A 15,990-nucleotide genomic window follows, 5' to 3' on the forward strand; every position below is an offset into this window, starting at 1 on the left:
CCAATGTGACTGGTTTAGATATGGCTGGAAGTATTACCTACAGCAATGCGGAAACTCTGAATATTAACTTAGGTTCAATTGCAGACAACTTCACCATTAACAGTACCCACACAAATCAAACCAATCTGAATACTAATGCGGGTGCTGATACAGTCCGCATTAAGACTATTAGTGGTGCAACAACAGTAAGTTTGGGTATAGAAAACGATAATATCCAGATTTATAACGACAGCAGCACGGTAGATAATATTGCTGCTTCATTAACAATTAGTGGGGATGCTGGGACTGATACCATCACTGTTAGTGATTCTGGAGATACCACCGCTAATATAGGCATATTAACTAACACCAGTGTGACTGGTTTAGATATGGCTGGAAGTATCACCTACAGCAATGCGGAAACTCTGAATATTAACTTAGGTTCAGTTGCAGACAACTTCACCATTAATAGTACCCACACTGGACAAACCACCCTGAATACCAACGCAGGTGCAGATACAATCCGCATTAAGACTATTAGTGGTGCAACCAACGTTTCCACTGGTACAGAAAACGATAATATCCAGATTTCTAACGACAGCAACACGGTAGATAATATTGCTGCTTCATTAACAATTAGTGGGGATGCTGAGACTGATACCATCACTGTTAATGATTCTAGTGATACCAACAATAATACAGGCATATTAACCAGCACCAATGTGACTGGTTTAGATATGGCTGGAAGTATTACCTACAGCAATGCGGAAACTCTGAATATTAACTTAGGTTCAGGTGCAGACAACTTCACCATTAACAGCACCCGCACTGGACAAACCAATCTGAATACTAATGCAGGTGCTGATACAGTTCGCATTAAGACTATTAGTGGTGCAACCAACGTCTCCACTGGTACAGAAAACGATAATATCCAGATTTCTAACGACAGCAACACGGTAGATAATATTGCTGCTTCATTAATAATTAGTGGGGATGCTGGAATTGATACCATCACTGTTAATGATTCTAGTGATACCGACAATAATACAGGCATATTAACCAGCACCAATGTGACTGGTTTAGATATGGCTGGAAGTATTACCTACAGCAATGCGGAAACTCTGAATATTAACTTAGGTTCAGGTGCAGACAATTTCACCATTAATAGTACCACTGCCAATGTCAGTAACTTAGTCATAATTAACGGTGGTGCTGGTAACGATAACCTGCAAGTAACAAACATCAACGGCTTGAATCAGCTAGTCGTAGTCGGGGGAATCGGAAATGACAACCTCACAGTTCAGCAATCTACCAACACCCACACAATCCTAGTAGGAGATGAAGCCACCATCCAATACACAGATAGTTGGCTGAGTCAAATTACCAGTAACAGTGGTAATGGCAACGACACCATTACACTAAACAGTGGCAAAAATACAGTCCTCGCAGGCGCAGGAACCGACACCATTACGACCAACAACGGCACAAACCGTAACATTCTTCTAGGAGACAACGGTATAGCCAAATTCAGTGCCGGGAACCTCACTCAAATTACTAGCACTGATAACGGTAGCGGTGGTCAAGATATCATCCAATTGAATGGAGGATTAGAAAACCTAGTCATCGGTGGGGCTGGCAGCGACACAATTACAAACGCTACACCAGGTAACAGGGGCAACAACGACAGCGATGTCATCTTCGGCGACGAAGCCGACCTCACCGTCACCAGCGACGGCTACGATATCACCTCCATTAACCCCAACAACGGTGGTAACGACACAGTACAAGCCCTAGACAATGCCCAAAAAGTAGTAGTAGGTGGCATAGGTGATGACAACATCACCACAGGTAAAGGCAACGACCTAATCACAGGAGGTAACGCCCGCATCCGTCGCATCTTCAACGGTGTTTGGAACTCCTTGATCACCTTCATCTCTGGTACAGGAACAGACAACGATATTCTCAGAGGAGGGGATGGTAACGACACAATCTATGGTCAAGCAGGAAATGACAGCCTCTACGGAGAAGCCGGAGACGATGTATTAAGCGGTGATGAAGGATCTGACTTTATTGATGGTGGTGCAGGAACAGACCGCATGAGTTACCAAAGCTCTACCAGTGGCGTAATCGTCAATATAGATAGCACCAAAGGCTATCAAGGTACGGATGGTATCACCTTTACCTCACTCACCCAGTCCACACCACTGGTTACCAACCTAGAACCAGTTTTTAACATAGCCGCTAACACAGCCCAAGACAGCTTTGGCAACCTTGACCAACTAGCCAACTTTGAAAACATCACCGGTTCAAACTATAACGATATCCTCATTGGTAATGCCCTTAATAACAAAATAGAAGGTTTGGCCGGAGACGACATTCTCATTGGTAACGCCGGCAATGACAGCTTAGAAGGCAACGAAGGCACTGATACCGTCAGCTACCGCCGCGACCCACTAGCAGTAATTGCTAACCTCACCACTGGCATTGCTACTGATGGCTTTGCCAATACCGACAGCCTCACCAACATTGAAAATTTAATTGGTAGTTCCTATAACGACGAATTGACAGGTAATACAGTCAAGAACCGGATTTACGGCGGTGCCGGCAATGACACGATTTTAGGTGGAGCAGGCAACGATGAACTCTATGGTGAAGATGGTAATGATACGATTACTACTGGCGCAGGTGATGACATTATCTATGCTGGTGAAGGGACTAACATCATTAATGCTGGTGACGGTAATAACACCATTTACGGTGGTAGTGGCAACGATACAATCACTACAGGCTCAGGTAATGACGTGATCTACGCCTTCGGGGGTGATAACATCATTAATGCTGGTAATGGACTAAACACAATTACTACTGGTGCTGGTAGTGATACCATCACATCTGGCAATGACAAGGACATCATTCAAGCTGGTGATGGCAACAATACGATTAATGCTGGCAATGGCGATAATGAGATTACTACTGGGGCTGGTAATGATAGAATTACCACTGGTATTGGTAAGGATATAATCTTCGCTGGTAATGGTTACAACTACATCACGACTGGGGATGGTAATAAAAATATTACTGGTGGTGATGGACGTGATGATATCTTTACTGGTAGCGGTGATGATGTTATTATTGCTGGCAATGGTGACAATAATATTAATGTCGGCAATGGTGCTAATAATATCAAGACTGGTTCTGGTATTGACAGTATCACTTCTGGAAGTGGTAATGATATAATTGATGCTGGTAATGGTAATAATACTGTTAATGCTGGTGATGGCAATAATACTGTCACTACTGGCTCTGGTAATGACAGAATTACCACTGGTTCTGGTAATGATACGATTTACTATGGCGACGGTATTGATGTGATTAATGCTGGTCTTGGTACTAATGTTATCAAAAAGTCGAAGTCATAAGTGAGTCGATAAGAGTAGGGATATTATTGTTCTGGTGGGCAATGCCCACCCTACATAGCGCTTGCTTGCTGAATAAAACTGAAACCTTTTATCCCACATTCAGCATGAGTAAATATACTCAAAATATTTTTCCCAGCAGGTTATTTTGTCAAAAAAAGAATTTCATAAAACAGCTAAAACCCAATCATAATAACCACTTCATGCTTTTTGCCATCTAGGTCGGTATTCAATGAATTTAATCTCAAACCAACTAATTTATTGACATTATTCTCAATAAGCTTGATTTGAGATTTAGATAGAGATGCGATGGCTGCGCCGCGCCGAAGGCATCGCCCTAGTATAGAATTGCGTGTCATTGTCTGAAAGCCTTGTTATCATTGGGTTATGGGGATAATTCCGAAAATTCAAAAAACACCTGCGGAATGTGGGATCTAAAAGTGCAAGAACAGGAAATAGCAACGTTTAGCGGAAATTTCCCGTCGTTTAGAAGTTATTCATCAACAACAACAATCACTAAGTAGTGAGACAGAATTAATTACACAATGTCATTGCGTAAGCGTTGCGTGGCGTTAGCCATATGGAACGAAGTGAAATGAAGCAATTCCAAGGGTTGTGATTGCTTCCCTTCGCTCGCAATGACTCTAAACTCATGAAATCAGATTCACAAAATACTATTAATCATGCCAACGGTGAGGAGACATCTGTTTAATTATCTCATCTTCATAACCAGATACAAACTTAGCAAACCGGACAGCTAAAGGAGGAACAAAAACAAAAGAACTAGTAAAACCAGAAAATAGATGCAGTCCTGAAAATTCAGAAATAGCACCAATTAAAGGTAATTTATCCTGAGTAAATGCGACTAAACAATGATGCCATATTCCTGGTACATTTCCTAAACTTGGTAATATTTTCGTGATGCTTTCTCGTAACCATTGTTCACTTGCTGCTGAGTTAATTTCTGCTTGCGGATTTACTAAAAATCGGCTAACTTGACCTAAGCGCAAACTACCGTCCAAAAATTGTACCACACCAGCATCTAAAATTGGTGGTAGTATTTCAGTATCTGGGTTATCCCATAATTCATCAATTTGAGTAGATTCTGCTTCTAATTGAAATCTTTGCAAATTTGCTGGTGATACTAAGGTATGTAATTTAATATCCAAAGGTGGTGTTTCAATGATTTCTGCATGAGAAAAATATATTTTCGCAGCAATACCCATTGATTTTAGTAATTGACGATTAATTCCCCCAGCACAAATAACAACATTATCACCATGAAAGGTAGTGGTATTTGTTTTCACACCTGTACATTTTTTAGAGGGTGTCGTGATTAATTCTAAAAAATTCCCAAATTCAATTTCTCCTCCTAAATTTACCATAGCTTGAATGTAAGCTTGAGTAATTTTTTCTGGGTGAACATGACCATGTTTAACAGTTAATGCACCAGATATTACTTCAGGATTTAATAAAGGTTCTAATTCACAAGCTTCTTGAATAGTAATTAACCGCGGAGAAATCAAAACTTCTTGATAGGATTGAAGGATAATTTCAGGATTCATATCCACAGGAATAGTCATTAATAAATCTAATTTCCGAAATTGAGTATCTGCATTTAATTCCTGTGATAAGATACGGTGACGGGTAATACCTTCCTTACATAATTGTTGTGTAATTGGTGTTTTTCCTGACCAAAAACTAATTCCACCATAACTATAACGAGTAGCATTTTGAGATATTTCATATTGTTCTAACAAAAGGACAGAAAATCCGATTTTTCTTAGTTCATAAGCAAGTGCAGCACCAGTAATTCCCGCACCAATAACAATCCAGTCGTAAGTTTTCATAATTTCGATATTTAAGATTTAAAATAAATTACACCACAATACAGTTAAGTTAAAAATGCTTTTTCTCTGTGTCCTCTGTGCCTCTGTGGTTTGTTTTAAAAAAGAGTTTTATTCCTAACAGAAACCTATTGAATTATACCATGTTTTTCTAAGGGACTTCCAACAGATAAATTGTCCCAAGAAATTTGTACATTTGTCGGGGCGGAAGGTTTTACGACTTGGAGGTGGGATGTTTTTTAAATTGGAAGTCCCTAAAATTGCTGCAACCCGTAAAATTAAAGCTTCATTATAATTGACGATTTCAGCGATATCTTTGATTTTCTCAAAATTGGCAATTACTCCATCTTTAGATTCTTCATCTATTGGTAAATCCAATAATAAAGACATTTGATGAACATATTCTTGAATCCAAAAATTATTATTTTCCATTTTTGTAAAGTAAGCATTGCTTACTAAAAAAATATATAATTATCCAAGATAAGTAATTGGACAAAAATATTTACAGTCATTGCGAGGGAAGGGAAGCAATCACAACCCTTGGAATTGCTTCATTTCACTTCGTTCCATATGGCTAACGCCACGCAACGCTTACTCAATGACATTGTGTAATTAATTCTGTCTCACTACTTAATTATATATTAAAATTGTATTTTATTTTTAACAATAAATAAGATATTAGATCCCCGACTTCTTAGAGAAGTCGGGGATCTGACTTTTGACTTTTGCAATGTTTACAAATCAAATAGCATTGCTAAGTAATTAGACAAAAATATTTACAGTCATTGCGAGCGAAGGGAAGCAATCACAACCCTTGCGATTGCTTCATTTCACTTCGTTCCATTCGCAATGACATTGTGTAATTAATTCTGTCTCACTACTTATATATTTGATTATAAATGGCTCATTTTATAATGAAGGCTCTATAATAAAATAGTTTGAATTATAACCCCTTTTTTCAATATGACAACTAGCGATATTATAACCAAGGTGGACTATCTCCGCATCAGTTTAATTGATCGCTGTAATTTTCGTTGTCAATACTGTATGCCATCAGGTGCAGAACTTGATTATATTATCAAGGAACAATTGTTAACTGATGAAGAACTGCTTACCCTCATTCAAGAAGTATTTATCCCTGTCGGTTTTACCCGCTTTCGCTTAACTGGTGGTGAACCTTTACTCCGTCCCCACTTAGTTGATTTAATTGAAAAAATTGCTCATCTTCCCCAAACCGAAGATTTAGCAATGACCACAAATGGGTTTTTACTCGCTCCTATTGCTCAAAGCCTCTATGATGCAGGTTTAAGAAGAATTAATATTAGTTTAGACTCTTTAGATCCACATATATTTGAAGAAATTAGCGGTAATCATGGGCGTGGACGTTGGCAACAAGTATGGCAAGGTATCCAAACTGCGTATAATGTAGGATTTGACCCATTGAAATTAAATGTGGTAGTAATTCCTGGTGTTAATGACCATGAAATTTTAGATCTAGCTGCTTTAACTATTGATAAACAATGGCACGTCCGATTTATTGAGTTTATGCCTATTGGTAATGAAGACTTGTTTGGCGATCGCGGTTGGGTATCTTCAGCCGATTTGCGTCAATCAATCCGTGAGCGTTGGGGATTGACAGAATCCCAAATTCGTGGTAACGGACCGGCTGATGTATTTCAAATTCCTGGGGCTAAAGGTACAATAGGATTTATTAGCCAAATGTCAGAATGTTTTTGCGATCGCTGTAATCGGATGCGTTTAAGTGCCGATGGTTGGCTACGTCCCTGCTTATTAAACGAAACAGGTCAAATTGACTTAAAAACTGCTTTACGTGCTGGCATTAGCACCACCGACTTACAATCACAAGTCAGACAAATTTTAAATATCAAATCAGAAATCAACTTTAAGCAACGCGACTCTGGTACTGTCGGCACATACACCCGTACCATGTCGCAAATTGGCGGTTAGTCATGAGTCAGTTGTTCGTTGTCAGTTGTTGCTTTTTTAATAACCACTGACCACTGACCACTGACCACTGACTATTACGCTTGACGTGAGTAGTATTCCACCACGAGTAGTTCATTAACTTGTAGTGCTACCCATTCCCGTTCAATTACACTATTGACCTTACCAGATAACTTGGTTTTATCAAACTCTAGATGACTAGGCAAGTTAGCTAAACCGGGATATTGCAAGTTAGCTTCCACCAACTTCTTAGAAGCTTCTCTGTTTCTCACAGCGACTTCTTCACCAGGACGGCATTGATAGCTGGCAATATTTACTGGTTTGCCATTAACAGTTACATGACCGTGATTTACCAATTGACGGGCGGCAGGGATTGTCGGAGCCATACCCATGCGGAAAACCGTATTGTCCAGGCGCATTTCTAACAATTGCAGCAACACCTGTCCTGTAGAACCAGCTACTCGTCTAGCTTTACGGACATAACGCAGCATTTGTTTTTCAGTTAAACCGTAGTTCATGCGGAGTTTTTGCTTTTCCTCTAAACGGATAGCATACTCAGAGCGCTTTTTACGGTTTTGACCATGTTGTCCAGGGGGATAAGCACGTCTAGCACTCTTGCGAGTTAAGCCTGGTAATTCGCCTAAACGACGGACAATTCTGAGGCGGGGTCCTCTATATCGGGACATGAGTTTCCTTAATTTAATCCTTCTAAAATTTTATTCAGACTTACCATTATGGCATAGTTCCCAAAAGCATAGACATTTTATGGCTAAATTGTCTTTTAAGTAGTGAGACAGAATTAATTACACAACGTCATTGCGAATGGAACGAAGTGAAATGAAGCAATCGCCAGGGTTGTGATTGCTTCCCTTCGCTCGCAATGACTGTAAATATTTTTGTCCAATTACTTATTTACCGCTAATATTCACAAGAAATCAATCCGTTGAATTCACCACTTTTCGGTGATTGCACTGACATTCCTTGATGGTAGAAAATTGGGACTAGATTCTACGGTAGCATAACCTTGGTGGAATCGAAAACGGTTATGTTAACAAGCGAAAAAAAATGAGTAACTTTGGGAACAAAAAAAACAATTATTCCTTCAGAGGATTTACAGCATCATTTATAACTATAGGTGGATTACTAATCGGTAGTTTACCTACTCTGGCTGTTACCGATTCCTACGAGAATGACTATCGAGTTTGTGCTGCCCAACTTTTGAGTGTGGGAGTTACAGCTACATCAGCATCTCAAAGTTGTGCTTCGGCAATTCGCCCACGAGAGTTATCCTCATGTGTAGCAAAAATTCATAAGCTTACACAAATCACACCTGTGGATGCCCTTTCTTCCTGTCGTCAGAGTCGCAGTCCACAGGATTTAGCAACCTGTGTAGTTAGCATTAGTAAAAGTTATCAGGGTTCAGAAAATCTAGCTACCTTAACATCCTGTGGTCGCAGTTTGTTACCAGTAACCTTTGCTGAGTGTGTAGTTGGTTTACGTCGGGAAATTGATTTGAGTCCTGTTCAAGCATTAACTACTTGTATTAGTGCCAGTGAAGGATCTAGTGGTTTTGGTGCCGTGTCTACAAAGCCATTGGGTTTTAACCCCAAGCCGTAGACTTTCGCCTTGACCCTCAACTCCCATGAGTAAATAGATTTACAACGTAGGGTTGGTAAATATGCCACCCTACGCAACATAAAAATTTTGTTTTCTATTCATCTTTATTACCAACAACCATCTGTAGGATCATCGGAACTCCGCCTTCTTTGTGATATTTATCACCCCAAGACCGAATAATTTCATCTAGTTCCTCCATTGCTGGCTCAATCCAATCAGGTGGAATATCCAATTCTTCCACAGCCCGCATTGTGTTTGGTTTGCGCTCCGCCCAATATTTCATCATGCGGAAATACCGAGCCGTGTCCTCGACCATTGTGTATGTACGTTCTTGGTCATCGGCTGGAGCATAGAACGGACGGGTGAGAGCATAAAAGGGCATTCCCCAGGGACAATCAATGCGTGTTACCGTTCCTGAATACAGTAGACGACGCTTAATATGTTCGGCTAATGCTTCACTCAAGGGCATCTGATGGCTAGGGGGTAGGTCTTCCTGCGATCGCTTATGAAGAAAGTCAATTAACTCCATAAATTCAAAGGAGGAGACTAACTTCGCATCAGGAAGATTGTCTGGGAGCTTTTGCTCAATTTGTTTTTTCTCTTCACTGGTCAAACTCGTACCGGGGACGCGGGATCTTCCTGGTATCCAAGGATACTTTTCCATCCAGACATAGGGAAGTTGGATCAGATAGCGCGGTTCTTGAGAACCCAGCATTTTTAGCAGTTTGCCTTCGGTTAAAGCAAGTCTTACTTCTTCAACAATGATTTTTACTCGTTTTGGCTCAAGGTGGTGCAAATGACCAGTCATTCGCAGATTTTGTCCTTGCTCTAGATAAGTCATGTAAATTGCACACTTGGCTGCTGTTGCGGCTGCATCTAAAAATGCTCCATGCCTATGGCCACTTGTACGCATGGCACTAAATGCCAGATAAAGCATGATCTGATCCATCGCACTAGGTCCAAGACGCTTGATCAGATCGATGTCGTTGGTCATATTCTACAGACGGATAAATGGCTTGTTTACAAGTGTGATATTGAAATCAAACTAAGAATTATACACCCAGTTGGATACAAATATTTTAAATCTAAACCTAAAATTGCTGTTTGACTCGGGAATTTTTAGGCGGTAAATACTGAGGGTGTAAATTGATGGTTTCTCACATCGGACTAACTAGCCCCTTCCCCTGGTAAACTCAAAGACTTTAGATACTCAGGGTGTTGGGATGCAGGGGTATAGGGTAAGACGGAGGAACGTTAGATTGATTTACATTTTGTATCTTAATAACCTATTATAACTGCCTATTCCTGAAATATCTACATATTTTCCAAGAATTTTTCCAGAAGTTTTTTGCTGATAACTTTATATAACAGGAGTCAGAAGTCAGGAGTCAGAGAAAAAAGAAAATTCCCCACTCCCCTCCCTACTCCCCCAGCCTCCTCAACTCCCCCAACTCCCCCAGCCTCCTCAACTCCCCCAACTCCCCCAACTCCCCCAACTCCCCCAACTCCCCCAACTCCCCCAACTCCCCCAACTCCCCCAACTCCCCCAACCTCCTCCACTCCCCCAACTCCCCCAACTCCCCCAGCCTCCTCCACTCCCCCAACTCCCCCTACTCATTTAGTAGGTTGTAGCTGATTAGGTGTTTTTTTCCAGCTAATACTTGCTGCACCCAGGGTCACTAAGATAACTCCTATAACTTGGACAATATTTAGGGATTCTTGCAGCATGATCCCGGCGAAAATTACGGTTAAAATCGGGACTGTAGCTCCAATTAAAGAGGAGAACGGAGAGCCTAGTTTACGAATGCCAAAATTATTGAATAAGTAACCGCACAAAGTTAAAACACCTAATATAAACGCACTTAATACCAGTTCAAGGATGTTATATGAACTAATTGCTACACTTAAATTACCGGGTAATGGAATTATTAAGCAGATAAGACTTAATAACAACATGGTGGTGAAGTTAATTAAAGTCAAAGATACAGGATGTAACTTGAGTTTAGTAGCACATATCCTGGTGAGAATGACGTAAATTGCAAAGGCGATTCCAGATAGAATGGCTGTGGTGCTTCCCAATGAGGTGTTATTCACCCCTGTAGACTGACTACCTAAAACTAATAATTCACCGCAAAAAATTGCTGCCATTGCTCCAGTCACTAGTGAATTAGGACGTTCCTGAAATAGAAACCAGGACAGAAACACGCTCATAACTGGATAGACAAAGAAGAGGGCGATCGCCATTCCTGTTGTTACTTCACCAATAGCAATGTAAATAAATACCTGTGATACAAATAATAAACAACCGCTAATTACTGACAAAAATAGAGCCTGTTTAGTTTTATTCTGAGTAGGCGTTGCATTTGCTCCCAATGAAGCAAATAAATTTTCTAATTCTTGCCAAATAGGAGGATGTAATATAGGTGATAAAAGTAACATTAATGGCACAACCACTAATAAGCGCAGCATCAAAATCAAGAAAATATTCCCCAATGTCGGAAAGATTAACTGCTGTGTTGGCAATCCTGCCAAGGGGTTAGAAGCTGTAAAGAAAATCGCTTTAATTGCTACGTTGTAAAGAGACGAAACCACTGTAGACAAAGCAATAAAAAGGAAACCTATCTGCAACTGTGACCAATTAGGAGATGTCCGGGATCTTTGTTGTCTGGGAGTTATTTGTTGTTGAGGTGTAATCGGTTGTTCAGGTGTTGTTGGTTGTCTAGGAGTTGTTTCCCGTCTTAATTTTGGTGTTGGCGGTCTTCCTGTGGGTAAATTAGGAGTTAAAACAGAAAGTGGTTCAGGTTTTGGATCTCCCAGGGATGGTGCTGTTAATACCTTAGAAGTCAAAATAGCGCCAAGTTCAGAATTTGGATCTTCCGATGGTGTATCTAGACTTACAAAAGAACTAGGTACAGATGCTTTATCTGCTGCTGATGTATCTGGATTTACGAAAGAACTGGGTTCAGGGGTTTTATTGTCCGGTATTACTGTTGGTAAATCTGGATTTACGAAAGAACTGGGTTCAGGGGTTTTATTGTCCGGTATTACTGTTGGTAAATCTGGATTTACAAAAGAACTGGGTTTGGAAGTGTTATCTATTGGTGAAGATAATATAACCGCATTGGCTGCTGATGTAGAATCACTGTGTGCTGATTCATGAGGAATAAAAGCAACTGGTTCAACCATGATTCTTTGTGGGGATTTTTCCGAAGAACCATTTTGATGAGTTATGGCTTCACCACGCAGATTATCAGATAGTTGTAAAACTGTAGGTGCGCCTCCTGTTGTTGTTTTGACGGAGTTAGCATCTCGATTTTTTTCTACTTCACTTCGCAGACGATTGACAAATTCTGCTAGTATGGCTTCCCCTTGCTGTTGTTGGCTATACATCCGTGATAACTGCTGGGAAAGATCACCTTGATAGTTTTTGAGTTCTTGTAATAGTGAATTAAAGGCAATAGTTACCGTCCCATCCAGACTGTCTAGCATATTAGTGACATTCTGTCCGATTTCATTAATAGCATTATTGTTTAACTGAGTATTTTGCAGCGCAGATGAATCAGAGGAGTTATGCTCTACGGATTGAGTAGCTAAAGTTTTTAGTGACGATTGTAATTGGGAAGATATATGTTTGGCTAGAACTTCTGCTAATTGACGGATTAACACTTGCTGTTCAGTGATTTGCCGCGATTGTTGTAGATTTTCTTTTTCCTCAATTAACCTTTGAATATCGCCAGATAAGCGATTTTTTTCAGTTTCTAGCCGTTTTACGTCTTCCTGCAACGACCTCAGCAGATTTTGTTGAAGATTTTCTAAATCTTCAACTACATCCCATAGAGCATTTTCTGCGGCTCTGGATAGCTCACCTCTAATGCGTGGGTTTTCTGGTCGCTTCTCAAATCGCCCCATCGGTTTCTAGCCTCTAACACCTTGATGATTAAGTTACTCGGCACTTTGCGCGAACAACACCTGTATTAAGTTTCCTGGAGAAAAGGCAGGAAACTGAACAATTTCACCGAACTTATCAATTTAATTAACTTATAAAAGCCTTACAAATGAATACCTAACTACAAGCATTAAATCCGTGCGGAATACCTATTGCTTGATAGTTGCCATCATGATCGCAAACTGCTGTAATTTATAGAAGGCGACAGGGAATAGGTTTTGGGAGATTCTACTTGTTACATAACATATTTTGTTTTTTCATGTCTACCTATCTAGTGCCAGTTTAGTGCCAGTTTAGTGCCATAATGGTAAAAATAGTGGCACTCAGGGCGACGCTGATGGGAATGGTAATTAACCAAGCGGCGGCGATATTTTGGATAGTGGCAAATTTTATTGATTTAATATTTTGTACCAGTCCAATCCCCACAACTCCACCGACAAGGGCATGGGAGGTAGAAACAGGTAAACCTAAGCGGGAGGCTAATAAGATAGTGATGGCTGTGGCTAGTTCGGCGCAAAATCCGCTACTAGGTTCTAAGGAAATAATATTTTCGCCAATGGTGGCAATAACTTTTTTACCCCAAACTGCTAATCCTGCCACAATGCCGATCGCACCGAGAACCAGAATCCACAAGGGGATGGTGAGTTCATCACTGGGAACTTTACCTTGTTGGTTGATGTAGGCAATTACTGCTAGAGGAGCGATCGCATTACCAACATCATTAGAACCGTGAGCAAAAGCCACAAAGCAAGCGCTCAAAACTTGAAATCTGGCAAATAAACCTTGAATTTTGTTTTCAATTTGACTATTTACCAATTGTCGCCAACTGATCAAGGTCAAGCTAATTACGGCGATTCCACCAATGAATAGGGTAATGTCGTGAGCGGGAACATTAAATTTTCCCTCTGTGAGTAAGAACTGGCTCAAGGGTTGAGTGATTGTCGGGAGAACGATAATACCAAATACACTCAATAGCAATGCACTTAACCAGGGAATCCATTCTTGTAGCTGGGAGAGAGGTTGGGGTTGGTTAAAAATCCATTGTTGAATCAAACTATACAAACTAGCGGCGATCGCTCCACTAATTATTGGTGTTAAAATCCAGCCTATGGTAATTAAACCAATGGATGACCAATCCATTGCTTCTACTCCCAATGCTACCCAACTAAAGCCAGCGATCGCTCCCACAATGGCATGAGACGAAGACACCGGTAAACCCCTAGCTGTGGCAATTTGTAGCCAGATCCCAGCCGTGAGCAGTACCGAAATCATCCCCATCACTAAAGTTTGTGGTATCGTCGCAAATAAAACCGGATTTGCAATTTTCGTGCCGAGGGTAGACGTTACCTCTTGTCCAAACAAGACAGCACCAAGAAACTCTAACACGCCAGCAATCATGATCGCCTGTTTGAGAGTAATAGCCCCAGAACCCACAGAAGTTCCCATCGCATTAGCAACATCATTTGCACCCAAATTCCAGGCGACATAGAAGACTAAAAGAGCGACTATCGCAGTTTGCAGTTCCATAAAATAAACCATTCACACCTGTTAACAGGTAAAAATTGTCATGAATGATTTACATTTTCCATTTTTTTGGCTATAAAAATCTGGACGAGCCATGAAACTCGACACAATCAACAAAACCTAATTTTATCTTTTATCTATGTTTGATATTTTCACAAAATCAAGCTACCAAGCCCTGCAATCAGGGAAGAATTACTTTGCTTTTGCTCACAAAACCGTAAGTTCACAGATCAAAAACCTAATTTATCCATCACTTCAGCCAAATATCAGTCCTTTATCCCAGAAATTGCTCACACAACTTCAAGACAATATGAACCAGTTATTGGCAAGAGACTGGGAAGATAGTCAAGCAGGTGTGTATCCACAAAATTTATTATTTGATAATTCTTGGGAAGATTTCTTCTGTTACTATCCATTAATATGCTTAGATTTACCAAATATCTGGGAACGAATTAAAAATCGGAGATATCAAGAATTTTCCCAGGAAATATCCACAGATAACTATCCCAGCTACTATGTACAGAACTTCCATTACCAAACAGATGGCTATTTGAGTGAACTGTCCGCCAATTTATATGACTTACAGGTGGAAATTCTGTTTGGTGGCTCAACTGATGCTATGAGAAGACGCATCCTCTGTCCTCTCAAATCCCAACTGACAGCATTTGACCATATTCCCCAAGAACAACTCCGAGTCATAGATATTGCTTGTGGTACTGGACGAACACTGAAGTTAATCAGAGCAGCTTTACCCGACGTATCTTTATTTGGTATAGATTTATCCCCAGCCTATTTGCGGAAAGCCAACGAACTATTATCCCAAATTCCTGGAGAATTACCGCAACTCGTACAAGGAAATGTCGAAGAGTTGCCTTATCGAGATAATTATTTTCATGGTACAACTTGTATTTTTCTGTTTCATGAGTTACCAGCGGCAGTTCGTCAAACTGTAATTGAAGAATGTTTTCGGGTCACAAAACCAGGAGGCATTTTTATTATCTGTGATTCTATTCAGGTAAATGATGTACCGGAGATGGAATTAGTTGTCAAAAACTTCTCAGAGACTTTTCATGAACCTTATTACAAGCATTACATTACAGATAACCTGGTAGAGCGTTTAGAAAAAGCGGGATTTGAGCAAATAGAAACCCAAGTTCACTTCGTAAGTAAATATTGGATTGCTCACAAGCCAAGTTACTAGAGATTCAGCATTCACAATGACGGTTGATAACTAAGAAAAGTTTTCTGTACCCTCACTTCGGGTAATTATTCCCACCTACTAACGCCCAATGTGTACTGGACGCGATTACCACAGGTGAGATTGGTGCGTGTATTAGTGACTTGGTCACCAATACACGCCAAGGGTTGAGCAATTACCGGATGTTTTGATGAAATATTGAACAATTTTCGAGAGATGAAGTGCTGTAACTGTCTATGTTTTTAGCAGAGAAATGGCAATACTGATAGCTTGCGTGATGACGCGAGAGCCATGCAACTGATTAAAGATATAGTGCTTGTAACTATCTATATCTGGTGTCAGTCAAAGAGAAATTCACAAACGATAAAATCAAACAAGTGTAGTGCTGTAACTGTCTATATCGTTTCAATTCAAGAAGTGGTATGTAGGATTTAAAAGATCCAATAATCCGGTAACATCATTTCTGGGTTGGCAGGTATTGCGCTCCAACGATTGAAT

Annotated in this window: 10 protein-coding genes; 4 read left to right on the forward strand and 6 right to left on the reverse strand. The window is 40.3% G+C overall.

Annotation, left to right across the window (positions count from 1 at the left end; all coding sequences use genetic code 11):
- A partial coding sequence (locus HEQ36_RS14175) for a hypothetical protein (RefSeq protein ID WP_290707940.1) occupies positions 1-3,398 on the forward strand: 3,398 nt, incomplete at its 5' end.
- A gap of 674 nt (positions 3,399-4,072) precedes the next feature.
- Here the strand turns inward: HEQ36_RS14175 and HEQ36_RS14180 are convergent.
- Both HEQ36_RS14180 and HEQ36_RS26020 read right to left on the reverse strand, forming a co-directional pair.
- On the reverse strand, positions 4,073-5,245 hold the full coding sequence (locus HEQ36_RS14180) for an FAD-binding oxidoreductase (RefSeq protein WP_168636159.1): 1,173 nt from the start codon (positions 5,243-5,245) through the stop codon (positions 4,073-4,075).
- 114 nt (positions 5,246-5,359) lie between these two features.
- The gene (locus HEQ36_RS26020) at positions 5,360-5,674 is read right to left on the reverse strand and encodes a DUF4089 domain-containing protein (protein ID WP_168636160.1); all 315 of its coding nucleotides are present in this window, start codon (positions 5,672-5,674) and stop codon (positions 5,360-5,362) included.
- Between the two features lie 549 nt (positions 5,675-6,223).
- Between HEQ36_RS26020 and moaA the strand changes: the two genes are divergently transcribed.
- Complete coding sequence (gene moaA / locus HEQ36_RS14190; RefSeq protein ID WP_168636210.1) at positions 6,224-7,210, forward strand: GTP 3',8-cyclase MoaA; 987 nt, start codon at positions 6,224-6,226, stop codon at positions 7,208-7,210.
- Positions 7,211-7,284: 74 nt separating this feature from the next.
- Here moaA and rpsD read toward each other — a convergent pair whose 3' ends face one another.
- Positions 7,285-7,893 (reverse strand): 30S ribosomal protein S4, encoded by a 609-nt coding sequence (gene rpsD, locus HEQ36_RS14195; RefSeq protein WP_027401392.1) that lies wholly within the window; start codon positions 7,891-7,893, stop codon positions 7,285-7,287.
- Between the two features lie 379 nt (positions 7,894-8,272).
- Here rpsD and HEQ36_RS14200 point away from each other — a divergent pair, with 379 nt between their 5' ends.
- Positions 8,273-8,824: a hypothetical protein gene (locus HEQ36_RS14200; protein ID WP_053538821.1), complete on the forward strand. Its 552-nt coding sequence runs from the start codon at positions 8,273-8,275 to the stop codon at positions 8,822-8,824.
- A 94-nt stretch (positions 8,825-8,918) separates the two neighbouring features.
- Here the strand turns inward: HEQ36_RS14200 and hetR are convergent, their stop codons facing one another.
- The 3 genes from hetR to HEQ36_RS14215 all read right to left on the reverse strand — a co-directional run bounded on the left by hetR (position 8,919) and on the right by HEQ36_RS14215 (position 14,297).
- A complete protein-coding gene (gene hetR, locus HEQ36_RS14205; protein WP_027401391.1) occupies positions 8,919-9,818 on the reverse strand; it encodes a heterocyst differentiation master regulator HetR in 900 nt (299 codons plus the stop codon).
- Between the two features lie 620 nt (positions 9,819-10,438).
- Positions 10,439-12,733: a DMT family transporter gene (locus HEQ36_RS14210; protein ID WP_168636161.1), complete on the reverse strand. Its 2,295-nt coding sequence runs from the start codon at positions 12,731-12,733 to the stop codon at positions 10,439-10,441.
- A gap of 319 nt (positions 12,734-13,052) precedes the next feature.
- Positions 13,053-14,297, reverse strand: a complete 1,245-nt coding sequence (locus HEQ36_RS14215) for an inorganic phosphate transporter (protein ID WP_027400600.1) — start codon at positions 14,295-14,297, stop codon at positions 13,053-13,055.
- Positions 14,298-14,433: 136 nt separating this feature from the next.
- On the opposite strand from HEQ36_RS14215, the gene HEQ36_RS14220 reads away from it, so the two are divergent.
- Positions 14,434-15,495: a class I SAM-dependent methyltransferase gene (locus tag HEQ36_RS14220; RefSeq protein WP_053538819.1), complete on the forward strand. Its 1,062-nt coding sequence runs from the start codon at positions 14,434-14,436 to the stop codon at positions 15,493-15,495.
- The last annotated feature ends 495 nt before the right edge of the window (positions 15,496-15,990 follow it).

Origin of the sequence: Anabaena sp. 54 (genome assembly GCF_017355725.1) — a bacterium.
Lineage (GTDB): Bacteria > Cyanobacteriota > Cyanobacteriia > Cyanobacteriales > Nostocaceae > Dolichospermum > Dolichospermum heterosporum.